This window comes from Lysinibacillus sp. FSL W7-1291 (assembly GCF_038593415.1).
GTDB classification, from domain to species: Bacteria; Bacillota; Bacilli; order Bacillales_A; family Planococcaceae; genus Lysinibacillus; species Lysinibacillus fusiformis_D.
The window spans coordinates 492,466-509,521 of sequence record NZ_CP151994.1; the positions used below are offsets into that span (position 1 = coordinate 492,466).

21 protein-coding genes, 1 riboswitch and 1 other annotated feature are annotated in these 17,056 nt (G+C 38.7%); of the genes, 12 read left to right on the top strand and 9 right to left on the bottom strand.

All coding sequences use genetic code 11. The features are described 5' to 3' along the window. Positions 1-128 precede the first annotated feature (128 nt). Positions 129-602: an IS200/IS605 family transposase gene (gene tnpA, locus NST76_RS02315; protein WP_271912593.1), complete on the top strand. Its 474-nt coding sequence runs from the start codon at positions 129-131 to the stop codon at positions 600-602. Positions 603-919: 317 nt separating this feature from the next. On the opposite strand, the gene trpB is transcribed toward tnpA, so the two are convergent. Then, complete coding sequence (trpB, locus tag NST76_RS02320) at positions 920-2,083, bottom strand: tryptophan synthase subunit beta (protein WP_036117429.1); 1,164 nt, start codon at positions 2,081-2,083, stop codon at positions 920-922. 58 nt (positions 2,084-2,141) lie between these two features. Next, positions 2,142-2,341, bottom strand: a binding site (T-box leader). Between the two features lie 71 nt (positions 2,342-2,412). Continuing rightward, positions 2,413-2,895: a QueT transporter family protein gene (locus NST76_RS02325; RefSeq protein WP_141903903.1), complete on the bottom strand. Its 483-nt coding sequence runs from the start codon at positions 2,893-2,895 to the stop codon at positions 2,413-2,415. Between the two features lie 6 nt (positions 2,896-2,901). Next, a riboswitch (PreQ1 riboswitch) is annotated at positions 2,902-2,946 on the bottom strand. Between the two features lie 320 nt (positions 2,947-3,266). Between NST76_RS02325 and NST76_RS02330 the strand changes: the two genes are divergently transcribed. From NST76_RS02330 to NST76_RS02340, 3 genes are all read left to right on the top strand, one after another. Further along, on the top strand, positions 3,267-4,289 hold the full coding sequence (locus NST76_RS02330; RefSeq protein WP_089933040.1) for an ABC transporter substrate-binding protein: 1,023 nt from the start codon (positions 3,267-3,269) through the stop codon (positions 4,287-4,289). An 84-nt stretch (positions 4,290-4,373) separates the two neighbouring features. Then, a complete protein-coding gene (locus NST76_RS02335; RefSeq protein ID WP_036117424.1) occupies positions 4,374-5,402 on the top strand; it encodes an ABC transporter permease in 1,029 nt (342 codons plus the stop codon). Then, positions 5,395-6,189 (top strand): ABC transporter ATP-binding protein, encoded by a 795-nt coding sequence (locus NST76_RS02340; protein ID WP_036117422.1) that lies wholly within the window; start codon positions 5,395-5,397, stop codon positions 6,187-6,189. Before NST76_RS02335 ends, NST76_RS02340 begins: the two co-directional genes overlap by 8 nt. Before the next feature lie 521 nt (positions 6,190-6,710). On the opposite strand, the gene ilvA is transcribed toward NST76_RS02340, so the two are convergent. Beyond that, complete coding sequence (gene ilvA, locus NST76_RS02345) at positions 6,711-7,973, bottom strand: threonine ammonia-lyase IlvA (RefSeq protein WP_058843265.1); 1,263 nt, start codon at positions 7,971-7,973, stop codon at positions 6,711-6,713. A gap of 267 nt (positions 7,974-8,240) precedes the next feature. On the opposite strand from ilvA, the gene NST76_RS02350 reads away from it, so the two are divergent. After that, entirely contained in the window at positions 8,241-8,984 is a 744-nt protein-coding gene (locus tag NST76_RS02350; protein ID WP_036117400.1) for a TerC family protein, read from the top strand. Positions 8,985-9,431: 447 nt separating this feature from the next. Here the strand turns inward: NST76_RS02350 and bshB2 are convergent, their stop codons facing one another. From bshB2 to thiD, 4 genes are all read right to left on the bottom strand, one after another. Continuing rightward, entirely contained in the window at positions 9,432-10,121 is a 690-nt protein-coding gene (gene bshB2 / locus NST76_RS02355; RefSeq protein ID WP_036117397.1) for a bacillithiol biosynthesis deacetylase BshB2, read from the bottom strand. Positions 10,122-10,134: 13 nt separating this feature from the next. Further along, positions 10,135-10,485: a YojF family protein gene (locus tag NST76_RS02360; RefSeq protein WP_036117395.1), complete on the bottom strand. Its 351-nt coding sequence runs from the start codon at positions 10,483-10,485 to the stop codon at positions 10,135-10,137. Positions 10,486-11,034: 549 nt separating this feature from the next. Continuing rightward, positions 11,035-11,316 (bottom strand): hypothetical protein, encoded by a 282-nt coding sequence (locus NST76_RS02365; RefSeq protein ID WP_036117393.1) that lies wholly within the window; start codon positions 11,314-11,316, stop codon positions 11,035-11,037. Positions 11,317-11,478: 162 nt separating this feature from the next. After that, on the bottom strand, positions 11,479-12,309 hold the full coding sequence (gene thiD / locus NST76_RS02370) for a bifunctional hydroxymethylpyrimidine kinase/phosphomethylpyrimidine kinase (protein ID WP_036117391.1): 831 nt from the start codon (positions 12,307-12,309) through the stop codon (positions 11,479-11,481). 175 nt (positions 12,310-12,484) lie between these two features. Between thiD and NST76_RS02375 the strand changes: the two genes are divergently transcribed. From NST76_RS02375 to NST76_RS02395, 5 genes are all read left to right on the top strand, one after another. Beyond that, positions 12,485-13,162, top strand: a complete 678-nt coding sequence (locus tag NST76_RS02375) for a uracil-DNA glycosylase (protein ID WP_036117389.1) — start codon at positions 12,485-12,487, stop codon at positions 13,160-13,162. A gap of 75 nt (positions 13,163-13,237) precedes the next feature. Continuing rightward, positions 13,238-13,417, top strand: coding sequence for a uracil-DNA glycosylase (locus tag NST76_RS02380; protein ID WP_342504147.1), 180 nt, complete (start codon positions 13,238-13,240; stop codon positions 13,415-13,417). Further along, on the top strand, positions 13,414-13,680 hold the full coding sequence (locus tag NST76_RS02385; RefSeq protein WP_036117384.1) for a YwdI family protein: 267 nt from the start codon (positions 13,414-13,416) through the stop codon (positions 13,678-13,680). The genes NST76_RS02380 and NST76_RS02385 overlap by 4 nt, the downstream gene beginning before the upstream one ends. Positions 13,681-13,706: 26 nt before the next feature. Beyond that, on the top strand, positions 13,707-14,087 hold the full coding sequence (locus NST76_RS02390) for a DUF423 domain-containing protein (protein ID WP_036117383.1): 381 nt from the start codon (positions 13,707-13,709) through the stop codon (positions 14,085-14,087). Positions 14,088-14,250: 163 nt separating this feature from the next. After that, on the top strand, positions 14,251-15,426 hold the full coding sequence (locus NST76_RS02395) for a M20 family metallopeptidase (protein ID WP_036117381.1): 1,176 nt from the start codon (positions 14,251-14,253) through the stop codon (positions 15,424-15,426). Between the two features lie 83 nt (positions 15,427-15,509). On the opposite strand, the gene gerQ is transcribed toward NST76_RS02395, so the two are convergent. Both gerQ and NST76_RS02405 read right to left on the bottom strand, forming a co-directional pair. Next, positions 15,510-15,845 (bottom strand): spore coat protein GerQ, encoded by a 336-nt coding sequence (gene gerQ / locus NST76_RS02400; protein ID WP_004227629.1) that lies wholly within the window; start codon positions 15,843-15,845, stop codon positions 15,510-15,512. A 22-nt stretch (positions 15,846-15,867) separates the two neighbouring features. After that, a complete protein-coding gene (locus tag NST76_RS02405) occupies positions 15,868-16,293 on the bottom strand; it encodes a cell wall hydrolase (RefSeq protein ID WP_036117377.1) in 426 nt (141 codons plus the stop codon). Between the two features lie 246 nt (positions 16,294-16,539). On the opposite strand from NST76_RS02405, the gene NST76_RS02410 reads away from it, so the two are divergent. Next, positions 16,540-16,710: a hypothetical protein gene (locus tag NST76_RS02410; RefSeq protein ID WP_170829838.1), complete on the top strand. Its 171-nt coding sequence runs from the start codon at positions 16,540-16,542 to the stop codon at positions 16,708-16,710. 142 nt (positions 16,711-16,852) lie between these two features. Beyond that, a complete protein-coding gene (locus NST76_RS02415; protein WP_036117367.1) occupies positions 16,853-17,035 on the top strand; it encodes a hypothetical protein in 183 nt (60 codons plus the stop codon). Positions 17,036-17,056 lie beyond the last annotated feature (21 nt).

The window sequence follows — 17,056 nt, forward strand, 5'->3', positions numbered from 1 at the left end:
GTGCTTTGAAAACCCCCTGCTATGCAGGGGGTTCCGGAAAGCTTTTAGCTATGGACAATAAAAAAACTCCAAACGTACAATAAAGTCAGGTCTAGTCAACCGACTTCGTACGAAAGGAGCCACCATAAATGGATAACAAAAGTTTAGCACATACAACGTGGAATTGTAAGTATCATATCGTCTTTGCGCCAAAGTATAGAAGGCAGATTATTTATAGTCAAATTAAAGCAGATGTTGGAAGAATATTGCGCCAATTATGTGAAAGAAAAGATGTAGAAATCATAGAGGCAACAGCCTGTCCTGACCACATTCATATGTTGGTAAGTATTCCACCGAAATTGAGTGTATCTGCGTTCATGGGTTATTTAAAAGGGAAGAGTAGTCTAATGATTTTCGACCGACATGCGAATTTAAAGTATAAATACGGTAATCGTCAATTCTGGTGTCGAGGATACTATGTGGACACAGTCGGCCGAAATAAGAAAAAGATACAAGAGTATATAAAAAATCAATTACAAGAAGATATCCTGCAAGATCAAATGACGATGAAAGAATTCATTGACCCATTCACAGGAGAAGAAATCAAGAGAAAGAAAAAATAAGTAAGCCGCTTTAGCGGTTTGTGTGAAAACGGAGTGCGGTTGGCAGACCATTCAGAATGTCTTTAGACATGGGCCAGTACCCCAGCGTTTCACGCGCAGAGCAAACCACCAGTTATACTGGTGGTTCTGATTTATGTGTCTGTAAAAGAGAATTGTTGGCATACATAGATTAAATTACTTAACTGAAATATATTAGTGTTCTGAATATTGACAGTTCCTAAAAGCTAAACTTTGTGATAGTATTGCCGAAATATACCTAGATCATTGATATAGTTAAAAGAGCGATTTCCTTTTATGAAAGTTGCTCTTTTATTGAATTATTTAGTTAACATGTGGAAAACCTGTTCCACGTCTTTATCACCACGACCTGAGATATTAATAATAATGCTTTCTTCAGATGATAAAGTTGGTGCTAATTTTAGAGCATGTGCGACCGCATGTGAGCTCTCAAGGGCAGGAATAATCCCTTCAACCTTCGAAAGTACTTGAAATGCCTCAAGGACTTCTTTGTTTGTCACAGTCACATACTCAGCACGGCCAATTGTTTTTAAATGACTATGTTCTGGACCTGCTCCAGGGTAATCTAAACCAGCAGCTATTGAATAGGTTGGTAGTGGATTGCCGTCTGCATCCTGTAATACTAAGCATTTGAAGCCATGTAGCTCTCCGGGCGAACCTTCGTTTAATGTAGCAGCTTGATCTGGCTCTATTCCAATAAGACGAACCTGTTCATCTGCAATGTAGTCTGCAAATGCTCCAATGGCATTACTGCCACCGCCAACACAGGCAAGGATCGCTGCGGGTAGCTTTCCTTCTTTTTCTAAAATCTGTTCACGACTTTCGCGACTAATCACAGATTGGAAGTGTTTAACCATTGATGGGAAGGGATGTGGCCCAACTGCTGAACCTAATAAGTAAAACGTTGTTTCATAGTTTTCGACTAAGTCAGCGAATGCTTCATCAACTGCATCCTTTAAACGTCCTTGCCCTTTATCAACAGCTACTACTTTCGCGCCAAGAAGCTCCATGCGAAACACGTTCAATGCTTGACGTTTTGTATCCTCTAAGCCCATATAAATAGTGCAATCCATTCCAAACATGGCACAAGCAGTCGCAGTTGCTACACCATGTTGACCTGCACCTGTTTCGGCAATAACGCGATTTGCCCCCATACGTTTGGCTAGTAAAATCTGTCCCAATACATTATTAATTTTATGTGAGCCTGTATGGTTAAGATCTTCACGTTTTAAATAAATTTTTGCGCCACCCAATTGCTTTGTTAAATTTTCTGCAAAATAAAGTGGGGATTTACGACCAACATACTCACGGAAATAGTAATCCAATTCTTTTTTAAATTCTTCATCATCTTTAAACTTTTGGAAATGCTCATCTAGAATAGTTAAGACATTTTGAAGCTCCTTTGGAACAAAGCTTCCGCCAAATTCTCCGAAATAACCTTTTTTCTCTACTACTTTACTCATCTTTACTCGACTCCTCTATGCTAATTTTTCCATAAAAAAAAGCCACTCTAATCCTCTTAAAAAGGACGAGTAACCGTGGTGCCACCTTCATTCGCAATTTTTGCGCGCTTTCTTACTCCGATAACGGGGAGTGAATCGGCCTTACATTTAATAAGGCTGCTCTGAAGTCCATTCACAAGTATCTACTACTGGTTTGCACCATTCACCAGCTCTCTGAAAGTAACCATGCTTGCTACTACTCTTCTTCCTTGCATTTATATTAGAAAGAATTGTAGTTTATTTTCAGAATAGTGTCAAGAAAAAAAGACGAATCTAAAAAGACTCGTCTGTTAAATCAAATGATGAAAGTGAAGGCGTTTATTGAGTGCATACATAATCGGTGCACCAACAGCTAACACAATAAATTCACCTGCCGCCACTGTTAGCCAAGTCCAGAAGAATGGTAGTTCTAAGGCCAAATTCAACTCGAAGGCAATAATAAACATTGTGCAAGTAAATAATAATGTATTAATAATTAAACGTGCCCAAATATTTTTGACATATTTACAGATTAAAATGAACAGTCCAAGTGTAATCATCGAATGACCAACACCAAACACTAAATCGTAAATGCCAAGTGGTGAAAATAGATTAGAGATCAATACACCAATAATGATCCCTACGGCAAAGCGTGGGTTAAAGGCAACCAAATGGTTAAACATTTCAGATACACGGAATTGTACCTCTGTAAAACCAAACGGTGCAACAAGCATTGTCACCGCAATATATAGCGCTGCAATAATACCACTTGCTGCTAAAAATTTTATCTTCATATTCATTTCTCCTTAGTTTTTTTGCGTGGGATGGTTACGAACCACGGTGCTTTCACACAAGATAATATTTTATTATAGATATCTAGCAGAAGTCAAATGTCAGACTTTTTGTCTATATGACACACTTCGTAAAATTGTCATAAATATTTTTTACTATTTTTTAAAAAGAAAGCAATTAACTAAAATAGCGTAGTTTAGCGGTTTAAAGCGGCGAATTGAATGAAAAACTAAAATGTTTCGTCAGTTTTAAAAGTCAGAACATTCATAATGTTGTTGACGGAGCTTGATAATAACGATAATATAGCGATACATTCACACTTTGTTTGGATAAAGTGTGATAGATATTGAGAATATAATCGGGGGGATTATTTGTGAAGAACAGTGTAAAAAAGCTTTCATTCCTTCTTTTTGGATTAGTGTTACTACTTGCTGCTTGCGGTAGTGGCGGATCTAGTTCAACAAATTCAAAAGGGAATGAATCAAACAATGCAAGTGAGAGCGGGAATACAGAGGATAAAACATATAAAATCGGGATTACTCAAATTGTAGAGCATCCATCATTAAACGCAGCAACGGAAGGCTTTAAAAAGGCAATTGAAGATGCTGGCTTAAAAGTTGACTACGATCCACAAATTGCACAAGGAGATAACAGTCTTAACACAACGATTGCTAACAATCTAGTAAGTGCAAACGTAGATTTAATTTTTGCTAACTCCACACCTTCTGCACAAGCAGCGGCAACAGCCACAAGTGATATTCCAATTATCTTCACATCTGTCACAGATGCTGTTGGTGCACAGTTAATCGAATCAATGGAGAAGCCAGGAAAAAATGTTACAGGAACAATTGATTTACATCCTGAAACGATTTCTAAAACAGTCGCATTCCTAAAAGAGCTTGGCGCCAAAAAAGTAGGGATGGTCTACAATGCTGGTGAGCAAAACTCTGTTGCACAAGTTAAAGAAGTGAAAAAGGTGATGGATGAACAAGGCTTAACAGTAGTAGAAGCGTCAGCATCTACTTCGGCAGATGTAAAACAAGCAACAGAATCACTAATTGGTAAGGTAGAGGCTTTCTATATTATTACTGATAATACAGTAGTTTCTGCTTTAGAGTCTGTTATTGATGTTGCCAATACAAATGAATTACCACTTGTTGTGGGAGAGCTAGACTCTGTTGCACGAGGCGGTTTAGCTGCTTATGGTTTTGAATATTTCGATATTGGTTATGAGGCTGGTCAAATGGCTGTGAAAATTTTAAAAGGTGAAGCAACACCTGCCGAGACGCCAGCACAATATCCGCAAAATCTGAAACTATTAATCAATAAAAAAGTAGCGGATGATTTAGGAATTGAAATAAAAGATTCTTGGGGTGCAGAACTTCTAGAAAAATAAATGGAAGCGGGGGAGAACTATCCCCGCTTTATCTTCATTTATAAGCAGTAGAAATAATAAAAAGATTTAGGAGATGATTCAACGATGTTTTTAGCATTATTTGGCGCAGTGGAGCAAGGAATCATCTATGCAATTATGGCACTTGGTGTATATTTAACGTTTCGGGTGTTAGATTTTCCGGATTTAACGGTTGATGGAAGCTTTGTAACAGGGGCGGCAACTGCAGCAACAATGATTTTGCTTGGCTACTCCCCAATCTTAGCGACTTTAGTGGCAATTGTTGCTGGATTTATTGCTGGATGTATGACAGGAATTCTTCACACGAAAGGAAAGATTAATCCACTATTATCAGGGATTTTAATGATGATTGCGTTATACTCGATTAACCTGCGCATCATGGGGTTAACTGCAGAAAATACGATAGGTCGCCCGAATATTCCACTACTAAACTCAGAAACGATTTTTTCAAAGTTTCAAGCATTTTGGAGTGATTTAGGGATCGATGCTGCTCTCAATAACCTATTAAAAGGCATGGGCTTTCAGCATGTACCAAATACATGGAGTGTGCTGATAGTCGTATTAATCATCACGATTTTAATTAAGTTAATAGCAGACTGGTTCTTGAAGACTGAGGTCGGGCTAGCTATCCGAGCAACTGGTGATAATAAACGAATGATTCGTAGCTTCTCTGCAAATACAGATACACTTATCATTTTAGGGCTTGGACTTTCCAATGCGCTTGTCGCATTTTCTGGAGCTTTAATCGCACAATATTCGAAGTTCTCCGATGTTAGTATGGGGATTGGTATGATTGTCATCGGTCTTGCATCGGTTATTATTGGTGAAGCTATTTTTGGGACAAAGACCATTATCCGTACAACTTTTGCAGTCATTGCAGGAGCTATCATTTACCGTATTATTTTAGCATTAGCATTACGTGTAGATTTCCTTGATTCAGGAGATATGAAATTAATTACGGCTATCATCGTTATTTTGGCGCTGATCTTACCACAATTTATCAATAAGAGTAAGGAACGTAAACGTAAGGCGAAGCGTGCTGCAGAGCTGTCACGAGTAAAAACAGTAGAGCAAGGAGGAAAAGGTCTTGCTTAAATTACATGGTATTAATAAGGTGTTTAATGAAGGAACACCAGATGAAAAAATTGCACTAGCAGAGATTAATCTACACTTAAAGCCAGGTGATTTTGTGACAATCATTGGTAGTAACGGTGCAGGGAAATCAACGATGATGAATATGATTTCAGGCGCCTTAACACCTGATTTTGGCACAGTTTCTATTGATGGTAATGATGTCACGAATTTGCCTGAATATAAACGCTCTCAATACATTGGTCGTGTGTTCCAAGACCCAATGGCGGGAACAGCTCCTACGATGACAATTGAAGAAAACTTAGCACTGGCCTATTCACGAAATAAGGGTAGAGGACTGCACATCGGTGTGGACAAAAAGCGTCGTACCTTGTTCAAAGAATCATTAGAAATGCTTGGTTTAAATCTGGAAGATCGGCTTTCTGCAAAAGTAGGCTTACTTTCAGGTGGGGAACGGCAAGCATTGTCACTGTTAATGGCTACTTTCACAAAGCCCTCTATTTTATTGCTGGATGAGCATACGGCTGCACTTGATCCATCACGTGCAGAATTAATTACCCGTATTACGAAGTATTTAGTTGAAAAAGATCAGTTAACGACATTAATGGTAACGCACAATATGCAACAAGCTTTGGATTTAGGGAATCGTCTTATTATGATGGACAAAGGCCAAATTATTTTAGAGGTTGCTGAAGACCGTAAGCATGAATTAACGATCCCAGATTTAATGGCCGAATTTGAACGCATTCGTGGGGAAAAAATGAATTCAGACCGTGCTTTATTAGGTTAATGACGAAACGCTCATACATTTGTATGGGCGTTTTTTATAGTGTTAAAAAAATCCATCAATAGCGTTTTTGTCAATGGTGAAAATGAATGTCCGTTGCAGGCTACTTGATTTCCTGTGGGGGAATGCCGATCTATCCGACGGGAGTCAAGTAGCCTTCCACTCCAACCTATTAATTGAGCAAAGGGGTTCACTACTGTTAGTATGAAAGAAAATGAAAAGACACATTTGCAGAATAGTTGATTGGAGTGGAGCCAGCGTCACTCCTAGGGGATTTAGCGTCATATAGGAGAAGCTGGAGCGAACGGAAGTGAGTGAAGCGGGCCTATCGGAAGCTGGCGGAACGGAGATTAACCCCTCGCATTGCCAGAATGTCACTTTCCGCAGGTAATATTATTTTTTTCAACAATATATATAACGCTCATGCACTAGTTTGAATGTTTTTTATTTAGGGTAATAAAAATGATTGATAAACTTTATCACAATAAAAAAGTCTCACTTGCTGAGAAGTGAGACTCTTCATTTTAAACGAGTAAGCCAAATAGTTGAATGTCGTTGTTTACTTCTTTGTATTTGAAGCCGAATTCATCCATTCGTGCAAGCAGCCCTTCATAATCCGCTTGATCGCCAAGCTCAATACCAACGAGGGCAGGACCACTTTCTTTATTGTTTTTCTTTGTGTATTCAAAGGTAGTAATATCGTCGTTAGGTCCTACAACGCTTGTGAGGAATTGACGTAATGCCCCTGCGCGCTGAGGGAAGCTGACGATGAAGTAGTAAAGTAAGCCTTCGTGAATAAGCGACTTTTCTTTAATCTCCTGCATCCGTCCAATATCATTATTACCACCGCTAATAATGACCACGACTGATTTCCCTTTAATTTCTTCTTTATAAAAATCAAGAGCTGCCACTGATAGTGCCCCAGCAGGCTCGGCAATAATGGCATGTTTATTATATAGATCTAAAATCGTTGTACAAACTTTGCCTTCTGGTACAAGAATAATGTCGTCTAAATAGCGGCGACAAACATCATAAGTGTGATGGCCGACGCATTTTACGGCAGCGCCATCGACGAATTTATCAATCCAATCAAGAGCCACAGCGCCCCCTTCAGCAAAAGCAGCTTTCATACTGCCAGCACCAGCGGGCTCTACGCCAATAATTTTAGTAGAAGGGGAGAGGTTTTTAACGTAGGCAGAAACGCCAGACATTAAGCCGCCACCACCAATACTGCCAAAGACGTAGTCGATTGGCTCCTCCATGTCATTCATAATTTCTACTGCAACAGTTCCTTGACCAGCAATGACATCGAAATCATCGAATGGATGGATGAATATTTTATCGTGTTCTTCGCAATAGCTTAAGGCGCTTTCAGCAGAGTCATCGAACGTATCGCCTGCTAAAATAATCTCTACAAATTCGCGCCCAAACATTCGCACTTGGTCTATTTTTTGCTTTGGTGTTGTTTGAGGCATAAAAATGCTAGCCTGGATTTTTAATTGAGCACAGGCATAAGCTACACCTTGTGCATGATTGCCTGCGCTTGCACAGACAACACCAGCGTTGCGTGCTTCTTCCTCGATTTTTTTAATTTTATAATAGGCACCTCGGAGCTTGAATGAGCGCACATGTTGTAAATCTTCGCGTTTAAAGTAAATAGTAGCTCCGTATTTCTCGGATAAATAATCGTTTTTTTGTAGTGGTGTATGGACAACTACATCTTTTAAAAAATGATGTGCAATCAGGACATTCTCCACTTGCACGGTTCTAGTATCAGCAACTTCCATAGTATTCATCCTCCGTTATACGTTTAAAACATTTATCTATGATAGCACACTTTATTTGCTTTTGGTGGTTAATTTTTAGTAAATTCTAAATTTTCCATGTCTATTTTATGATGTAAGCGTTTTATCGAATAAATGATGCCTCGAGCAATTGCTGAAACGTTACTTTTGGGACAAAAAGCATTTGCTGAATCAGGATAAATACAATTCTCATAACAAAAATGGTCAAGCATATACTAGATTAGCTGAGGACAAGTAGGAGGGTAAGTAGTGGAAATCATTCAAGGAATTCTATCTACATATTGGCAATTTTTTGATTGGGCGATGTGGCAGGAAGTATTAATGGACCCTGTATCCTGGGGGCTAATATCCTCATTAATTATTATAGAAGGGCTACTGTCAGCGGATAATGCACTTGTATTGGCAGTTCTTGTTAAACATTTACCAGATAAACAACGAAAGCGGGCATTAATGTACGGTATGCTAGGTGCCTATTTTTTTAGATTTTTATTTATTGGTATAGGTGTTTATCTTGTGGAATTTTGGTTTATTAAAGTGTTAGGTGCATTATATTTAGGCTGGCTCTGTGTAGCTCATTTTCTTCAAATTGGGAATGAGGATAGCGTGAAGGAAGTGAAAAAATCAGGATGGATGGTGCGACTCTTTGGAACCTTTTGGGCCACCGTCATTTCTGTCGAGCTAATGGATATTGCATTTTCGATCGACTCTATCTTTGCAGCCTTTGCCATATCAGATCAAGTGTGGGTACTTTTAATTGGGGGGATGTTAGGCATATTAATGATGAGGACAATTGCAGGTGTGTTTTTAATCATTATCGAAAAAATTCCAGAGCTTGAAGCAACGGCCTTTATTATAATAGGTGTTATTGGCTTAAAAATGCTAGTGAGTGTTGTTAATATTCATATCCCGCATTACTTATTCTTCCTATTCTTGGTGATTGCTTTTTCCATCACAATCATTGTGCATATGATGAAGAGGGTAAGAGCTGCCTAATTAAAAAGTACTGTTCTCCAAAAATGAGAACAGTACTTTTCTTATTGTCGAAAAACAGTCAATTGACAGATAGAAATGGATTTACGTTGCAGGCTACTTGCTTTCCTGTGGGCGAGCGTCGAGCTGTCCCACCGGAGTCAAGTAGCCTTCCACTCCAATCCACAAAAGTGTTACCTTTTTAGCAAAGATTTTCAAATAAAGTAAAGGTGTTCACTACTCTTTTATGAGATGTTGTCACTCATCACTTCTCTACATTGAAAATAAAAGCTTATCCCCTCTAAGAATAAAGGTAATGGGCGATTGGATCGCTATGCTACTACGAAAAAAAGTAAAGACACTTTGCAGAATGGTTGATTGGAGTGGAGCGGCACATCAGGGCGTTGGCGGAACGGAAATCAACCTCTCACCTTGCAAAGTTGCTTTTTCTGCCATTGACATCATCTTTTTTTATTTTACATATTTATCTGGGTCAACAATATAAAACTTTTCAACATTTAGCCAGCTTTCACTCATTGGTTCACCATCATCAATGCGCTTTTCAGTTTCCTGCATCATCCAACCAGTTTGGGATGAATGGGCTTGTAATGCTTTTAATTTGTCCATTTTCATTTCAGAAATATCATAGACAACATGTGGATCACCATTTTTTTCAATTGTATCATTGGCAAAGGCACAGCCTAATACTTGTGGTCGGGCAGCCTTAGGCATTCGACGAACAGCTTCAACTACAGCACGTGCTGTGGCTTCGTGGTCTGGATGGACAGCAAAGTCAGGTAAGAACGTGAAGATTAATGAAGGCATTAGCTCTTCGATTAACCCTTCAACTATTTTTACCATTTTCTCATCGTCTTCAAATTCGATTGTTTTATCTCGTAAACCTAGCATACGTAAATCTTGAATACCCATTGCCTCTGCTGCTGCTACCAATTCTTTGCGGCGGATTTCAGGCAAAGATTCGCGTGTTGCAAAGGGTGGATTACCTAAATTACGTCCCATTTCGCCTAATGTTAAACAGGCATATGTAACAGGTGTATTCATCTTCTTTGTATAGTAGGCGATTGTCCCAGCAACTGAAAAAGCTTCATCATCTGGGTGAGGGTACACAATTAAAATATGACGTTGTGGTTGTAAATTCAAATAGTCGTCCCCCTTAGTAAGTAAATGGCGTTTCGCTAATTTCAAGCGCAATCGCCAGTTTCCCTGAGTAGTCTAGTCCAGCCATTAATAAACGGCCTAAATCATCTAATTCAAAATGTGTAATGCCTTGTGCATAAACCCAGCCGTGAGGTAATTTTAAACCAACACGATGCGGTGCATGATCTACCACTTTAGCAAGCTCATAATTAATCTTAGCATTGCGAATAAAAGCACCTGCATTAAAGAATTTTTCATCATAGTGTGCTGCATAAGATCCATTTGTCGTCTCAAGATGAATATAAACGTCTTTGTTGGCGAAAGAATTCAGCAATTCCTGTAACGTCTCTACCTGTACTTCTTGCATCTTAACACTCCTCTCGATCATTTCTCCTTTTAGTATAGTAAAAAAAATTCGCAAAGGGAAATTGATTGCATTGTTATGACAATTTAATGACTCATGAAAAAATGAATCATTATCTATAATTCTATGATAAGTATTTAAGCAATATTCTTGAAAAAATTATTGTAATGTATCAATATAGGGAGTGTGAAAATAGTATGTACAAAATGTGTCGTTCTGTATTGTATCCGTTTTCACATCCGAAAAGATATTGCAACCATGACTTCTTCCTAATTCGTGTGTGTAGACAGCCCCGCCTGTTGAAGGGAGTATTATTTTAGTAATAACGGATTCTATCTTGGTACAATAGATGACGTTCCTTAGACAGGTGAAACAGGGTAGCTGTGAAAAGAGGAAGAAAAGTGAAGCTCATTATCATAGTATAGTAAAAAACCGCGATTCTCTTTTATGACGGAGAGTCGCGGTTTTTTGTCTTGATTCAGCAAATGTTTTTTTATACCAAAAGCGAAGCGTCCTATAAAGAGACTACCTCATCTATTGGTTATGTATTTATTAGTATCGATTAAGCTTTCGTTCGATTGTATCTAAACGGTTGTTGACATTTTGTAACTGTTTAAACATTTGCTTCATATAAAGATTTTGATCTTGTGTTTCAGTTGTTTTGGCTTGTGCCAATTCTTCCTCCTCCTGCAGAGCTAATATTGTGGCAAGGGTGGATAATGAGTAACCAAGTGTTAATATAATGGAAGCAATTACTTCAACTTTTGAAGCGGTGATATCCCCAGCTAATAAACCTGATTCTTCCGTTAAGTCCTCTGCCTTGTTTTTTTTCATCTTTTCCCCTCCCATACAGCTAATATATGGGATATGTAGCCCTAACGTATCTTGTCCACTTTTTATCTTTAGCAAGCAAATGATTCATCATGAACAGAGTGTTTACCATTGGTAATTTTTAAAAAGGATGTCTCCAAAATTCTTTGAGACATCCTTTCTATGTTAAATTTCAGTTACTGTTACTGGAGGAGCACCAAAGCGAGATTTCGCTCCATGCATGACTGGTCCTACATATTCATTTAGCGCCCAGCCATGGGCAATGGCAGCAGATACAAATTCTTTCGCTTCAATGACAGAATCTTTAATAGAAAGACCGTTAGCAAGGTTGGCTGTTACAGAAGCTGCAAATGTACAACCAGCGCCATGATTATAAGTAGACGCGACCTTTTCCGATTCTAATAAGAAGAATGTTTCACCGTCGAAGAAAAGGTCTGTTGCTTTTTCAGTAGCTAATGCTTTTCCACCTTTAATGACAACAGCCTTAGCCCCTAATTCGTGAATTTTACGAGCAGCAATTTTCATGTCGTCAATGTTTTTTGGTGTACCTGTGCCAGCTAATTGTCCTGCTTCAAAAAGGTTTGGTGTTGTTATAGTTGCTAGTGGTAGAAGATGTTGCACCATAGCATCAGTATTTCCAGGATTCAGTACTTCATCGTCACCTTTACATACCATAACAGGGTCGATGACGACATTTGAAGTGCCAGATTTTGCGATAGCTTCTCCAGCGATACGAATAATCTCTTCTGTTGAAAGCATTCCTGTCTTAATGGCATCAATTCCTGTTGAAAGGGCGGTATCAATTTGTTTTTGAAGAAGCTTTGTTGGCAATGGTGTGACGTTATGTGTCCAGCCATTCGGATCCATTGTTACGACTACTGTTAAAGCCACCATCCCATATGTACCGTGCTCCTGGAATGTTTTCAGGTCAGCTTGCATACCTGCGCCACCTGATGTATCTGAACCAGCAATTGTTAATGTTTTTTTTAGAGTCATGTGAAAGATCTCCTTTAGCATTGAGAGTTGTAAAATTACCATCTAGTATAATCCGAAACTGATTCTATAAAAATAGTCAGAATATGATATTTACATATGGTCAGTTTGAACTGATGCTTGAATTCATGTTTGATTTTTTGTACCGTTGTAAGAAGAGAAAGGGGCTTAAAGAACGATGAAACAAGTATTCCCGAATGATTGGCAAGAAATACTCGCAGAAGAATTGAAAAAACCATACTATCACAAACTACGTCAATTTGTAGCAAATGAATATTCGACGCAAATGATTTATCCACCAATGACTGATGTGATGAATGCCTTTTATACAACAGCTTACCATGATGTAAAGGTTGTTATTTTAGGACAAGATCCTTATCACGGTCCGAATCAAGCACATGGCTTAAGCTTTTCCGTTAAACCAGGTATTCCACATCCACCAAGCTTGCGAAACATGTTGCAAGAGCTGCAAGATGATTTAGGCTGTCCTATTCCTCCAAATGGAACATTAACAAAATGGGCAGAGCAAGGTGTTATGCTTTTAAATACTGTGCTTACTGTTCGAGCAGGACAGGCTCATTCTCATAAAGATCAAGGGTGGGAGCAATTTACCGACGCTGTTATCGACCAATTAGCAGCAAGGGAAGAGCCGCTAATTTTTGTACTGTGGGGTAAACCAGCACAGCGTAAAAAGCAATTGATACGTAAATATAAAACACCACATGTTATACTCGAAGCGCCACATCCGAGTCCACTCAGTGCTTACCGAGGATTCTTTGGTAGTAAACCTTATTCAAAAATTAATCAACAATTGGTGGAATGGGGCAAACAGCCAATTGATTGGTGTCTAGTATAGATTGGCACAAATCGTTTTCTTTATACACTTTATAAATCATGATACAGTTAATATAGAAGAAAGTGTGGGACAATAATGAAGGTGAATTGTTTCAAGTGTCAATTTTTCAAAGTAACCTGGGACACTCAAACGCCACGAGCCTGTGCAGCATATGGCTTTAAAACAAAGCAAATACCATCCGTTGTCGTGAAGCAATCTTCAGGCATGGAGTGTTTAAAATTTGTACCAAAAATAGAAGGGGGGAGAATGTCATGATTCCTTATCAAGCCGTGATACAGCAACTTGAAAAACAATTATCTGGCGCAAAAAATGCAGGAAATGATCAGCAAATTCGCGAGGCACTTACAGCTATTCGAGCATTATGTGATGTGGTATTAGATTCTCCAAACGATACGCCAGCCATCACAACACCTAAGCATATACCTCAAATGCTTGTGTCTGAGTCAAAACAAGCAACTTTATACACATCAAAAATTGAAGAAGATGGAGCAAATGGTGACTCCATTTTTGATTTTTAATCCATTTAAAAGGTAGGGTACGAGAAATGAAAAGATTCATCGTGACAGGTGCTCTTCATGGCCTATTAGCAGTGGCATTGGGTGCATTTGGTGCACATGCGTTAAAGGAAATATTAGATGAATATAGCCGAGGAATTTGGGAGACTGCTGTTCAATATCAAATGTTTCATGCAACAGGGCTGCTGGTCATTGGTCTATTAATGAGCTCTAAACTATTAGGTGAAGTAAAGCAATTAAATGTAGCAGGTATTTTCTTTAATCTGGGCATTGTGTTCTTCTCAGGTAGCTTATATGTACTGGCGATAAGTGGAATTAAAGTATTGGGTGCCATTACACCAATTGGTGGCGTCCTATTCTTAGCTGGATGGTTACTCATTATTTTATCTGCTTTAAAACATGCTCGCTAATTTAAAGTTAAGACTCTCTTACATTATTTGTAGGAGAGTTTTTTTGTTATAAACGAATTTTTTACGTTGGCGATTTAAATCCTATTCATTTTGTAAGAATTTATAGTACACTACTATTATTACTTGCAATATTTCGAAAATACAAAAAGAGAGGTTATGTAGTATGGAAAAACTATTTGCATTAATAGATGGGTACTATAATGAAATGGTAGGGATTCGTCGTCATTTACATGAATACCCTGAATTATCCTTTGAGGAAGTGGAGACGCCAGCCTATATAGCTGCTTTTCATAGAGAATTGGGTCATGAGGTTCGTGAAGGAGTAGGGGGACGTGGCGTAGTAGCTATATTATGTAGCGGAAAACCTGGTAAGACAGTAGCATTACGTGCTGATTTTGATGCATTAGCGATACAAGAGGAAAATGATGTACCTTATAAATCTAAAGTAGCTGGAAAAATGCATGCATGTGGACATGATGGTCATACAGCAACATTGCTTGGGCTAGCTAAAGCACTCAATGCGATGAAGGATGAAATAACAGGCAATGTGGTGTTTATTCACCAGCATGCAGAGGAAGTAGCACCAGGTGGCGCAAAGCCAATGATAGAGGATGGTTGTTTAGATGGCGTAGATGTTATTTTTGGTACGCACTTATGGGCGCCTACACCACTAGGAGAAATTTTAGTGAAGGATGGAGCCATTATGGCAGCTGCGGATAAAGTAGAAATCACGGTTCAAGGGAAAGGCGGTCATGGCGCAGAGCCACATCATTCCATCGATGCTGTTACCCTTGCCTCACAATTTGTGGTCAATGCTCAACAACTTGTTTCAAGACGCATTGATCCATTAAAATCAGCTGTTTTAACAATTGGTCATTTGGAGGCTATTAATCCGTTTAATGTGATTGCGGATCGAGTGATTTTAGCAGGAACAATTCGTACCTTTGAAGAAGAAGTACGTTCACAAATGGAGCAGGAACTAGAAGCAGTTTTAAATGCGACATGTCTGGCATTTGGGGCAAGCTATGAATATCGTTATACAAGAGGTTATCCGCCTGTATATAACCATCAAAAAGAAACAGAGTTTGTAGCACAGTTGGCGTCTACTGTTCCAGGTGTGGAGCAAGTAATAACATGTCCACCGTTTATGATTGGGGAAGATTTTGCCTATTATTTAGAAAAGGTACCGGGTACTTTCTTCTTCACAGGTGCTAAAAAGCCGGAATGGGAAACTGCCTATCCACATCATCATGCACGCTTTGATTTTGATGAACGTGCCATGCTAATAGCTGCGAAAACTTTAGGGAAAGCAACTTTAACGTATCTAAAAGAGCACTAAATATAGTGAATGATAAAAATCCGCCTACACTCATCGACTTTTGTCAGTGAGCGTATAGCGGATTTTTACATTACAAGATGGCATTATGGATTTTGATTAAAGTAAGCCATTTCCTCATCGTATTCAGCAAAATCGAAATAAATCATAGGGAATAGGAAGCGATGATTGGATTTTAGTTCACGAATAATGACATGATCACGACCAGCGGCTTCTACCACACCACGAACAGTTTTTGTATTTTTTCCCTGTTCCACAGCATGTTCGAAAGAAAAATGGAAGGTAGCTGGTTTTCCGCGATTCAAACGTAAAATATTTTCTATATAGGACTCCTCACGACCAGGTGGTCGTCCGCTCGGAAGAGTGACTGGAGGAGGAGTCATTTGTTGTTGCGTTGTTGGTGTCCAATAATAAGGCATCATCAATTATCAACCTACTTTCTTTTTAAATTTGAGGACAATCTTGTTCAGATGGCGAGAAAAAGCAATGAGATTTGAATCTGCCAGTATTCCATTGACCATACCATTGTGCGGGACAATCCCCCGCTGGCATGAAAAACCACAAGGAGCGAGTAGCTGGATGAAATCTTTCCCCTTGAATCACCCTTTTCGCTAAACGAATGTCTTGTTCACGGGCCCGCTGATAAAAATAACCCTTTTGTGTTGCTTCAAATCCTCCCGGACGCTGATAAACCATTTGCTCAATCGTTCGAATATCACCAAAATCTAAACAGTCACCTCTTACACGATTAACGCCAACATTCCCAACCATCAGCATGCCTAGCTCTCCTTCACCTTCTGCTTCGGCACGCATTAGCCTTGCTAGTAGGGCAGTCTGTGCATCATTCGTCTTGATAACAGCGATTTTCATACCTCCTCGCAGACAGTATATGCACGAGGGTATTGTAGACATGTTCAATTTTGATAAGAAAGACAATCACACATTAAAGTTACTATGCATATAGTAATCATAACGATAAGTGCCTAGAAAATAATTGAAAACGCTACAAGATCCGATAGTCTTTTAGTCAAAACGGGTAAATAGAAAAAGATAGAATTAGGGGAATGTGAGATGGATGATTTGCATGTGTATTCAATACATGTGAGGTGAGTACTTATGGAAATTGGAGTTTGGTTTGGAATTTTATTAAGTGCGGTACTGGCTTTTCTATTGGGCGAGTTTTATGGACAGCCGCTCCATTGGTATCTCTTTATTGTCATAATTGTAATCGGTTTTTTTATTCAAACTGTTATTTTGATTTTAAAAGTAAAGGACGAACACTCTTGAGGAAGTATGCAAAAGTTGAATGGATGAATGAACAAAGTGTCATCGCAGAGAGATGGCACTTTTTTATATTACAAGTATATTAAAGATAGAGCGAGACATACTAAAAGTGACTTTATTTTTGCTTTCAAGAAGGAGCGTTTTCATGCGTATTTTTAGTATGTTTGTAGCCATTATCATCAGTGCTTTTTTAGCAGTTGGGATAGCAGAATACTATCATCAACCATATAATTGGTATTTAGTTTTTCTCATGGTTCTTACTGGGTTCTTTATTCACATCATTATTTTAATATTTGAATCTGAGAATGCTGAAGAAAACGAAATTTAAAAATGCGAGTCCGTTGTGGAG

What these genes read in the sequence shown, in the direction of transcription:
- tnpA (WP_271912593.1), top strand. Translation starts at nt 129, where the DNA reads ATGGATAACAAAAGTTTAGCACATACAACGTGGAATTGTAAGTATCAT.
- trpB (WP_036117429.1), bottom strand. Translation starts at nt 2,083, where the DNA reads ATGAGTAAAGTAGTAGAGAAAAAAGGTTATTTCGGAGAATTTGGCGGA.
- NST76_RS02325 (WP_141903903.1), bottom strand. Translation starts at nt 2,895, where the DNA reads ATGAAGATAAAATTTTTAGCAGCAAGTGGTATTATTGCAGCGCTATAT.
- NST76_RS02335 (WP_036117424.1), top strand. Translation starts at nt 4,374, where the DNA reads ATGTTTTTAGCATTATTTGGCGCAGTGGAGCAAGGAATCATCTATGCA.
- ilvA (WP_058843265.1), bottom strand. Translation starts at nt 7,973, where the DNA reads ATGGAAGTTGCTGATACTAGAACCGTGCAAGTGGAGAATGTCCTGATT.
- NST76_RS02360 (WP_036117395.1), bottom strand. Translation starts at nt 10,485, where the DNA reads ATGCAAGAAGTACAGGTAGAGACGTTACAGGAATTGCTGAATTCTTTC.
- NST76_RS02365 (WP_036117393.1), bottom strand. Translation starts at nt 11,316, where the DNA reads ATGAAAAAAAACAAGGCAGAGGACTTAACGGAAGAATCAGGTTTATTA.
- thiD (WP_036117391.1), bottom strand. Translation starts at nt 12,309, where the DNA reads ATGACTCTAAAAAAAACATTAACAATTGCTGGTTCAGATACATCAGGT.
- NST76_RS02375 (WP_036117389.1), top strand. Translation starts at nt 12,485, where the DNA reads ATGAAACAAGTATTCCCGAATGATTGGCAAGAAATACTCGCAGAAGAA.
- NST76_RS02380 (WP_342504147.1), top strand. Translation starts at nt 13,238, where the DNA reads ATGAAGGTGAATTGTTTCAAGTGTCAATTTTTCAAAGTAACCTGGGAC.
- NST76_RS02385 (WP_036117384.1), top strand. Translation starts at nt 13,414, where the DNA reads ATGATTCCTTATCAAGCCGTGATACAGCAACTTGAAAAACAATTATCT.
- NST76_RS02390 (WP_036117383.1), top strand. Translation starts at nt 13,707, where the DNA reads ATGAAAAGATTCATCGTGACAGGTGCTCTTCATGGCCTATTAGCAGTG.
- NST76_RS02395 (WP_036117381.1), top strand. Translation starts at nt 14,251, where the DNA reads ATGGAAAAACTATTTGCATTAATAGATGGGTACTATAATGAAATGGTA.
- gerQ (WP_004227629.1), bottom strand. Translation starts at nt 15,845, where the DNA reads ATGATGCCTTATTATTGGACACCAACAACGCAACAACAAATGACTCCT.
- NST76_RS02405 (WP_036117377.1), bottom strand. Translation starts at nt 16,293, where the DNA reads ATGAAAATCGCTGTTATCAAGACGAATGATGCACAGACTGCCCTACTA.
- NST76_RS02410 (WP_170829838.1), top strand. Translation starts at nt 16,540, where the DNA reads ATGGAAATTGGAGTTTGGTTTGGAATTTTATTAAGTGCGGTACTGGCT.
- NST76_RS02415 (WP_036117367.1), top strand. Translation starts at nt 16,853, where the DNA reads ATGCGTATTTTTAGTATGTTTGTAGCCATTATCATCAGTGCTTTTTTA.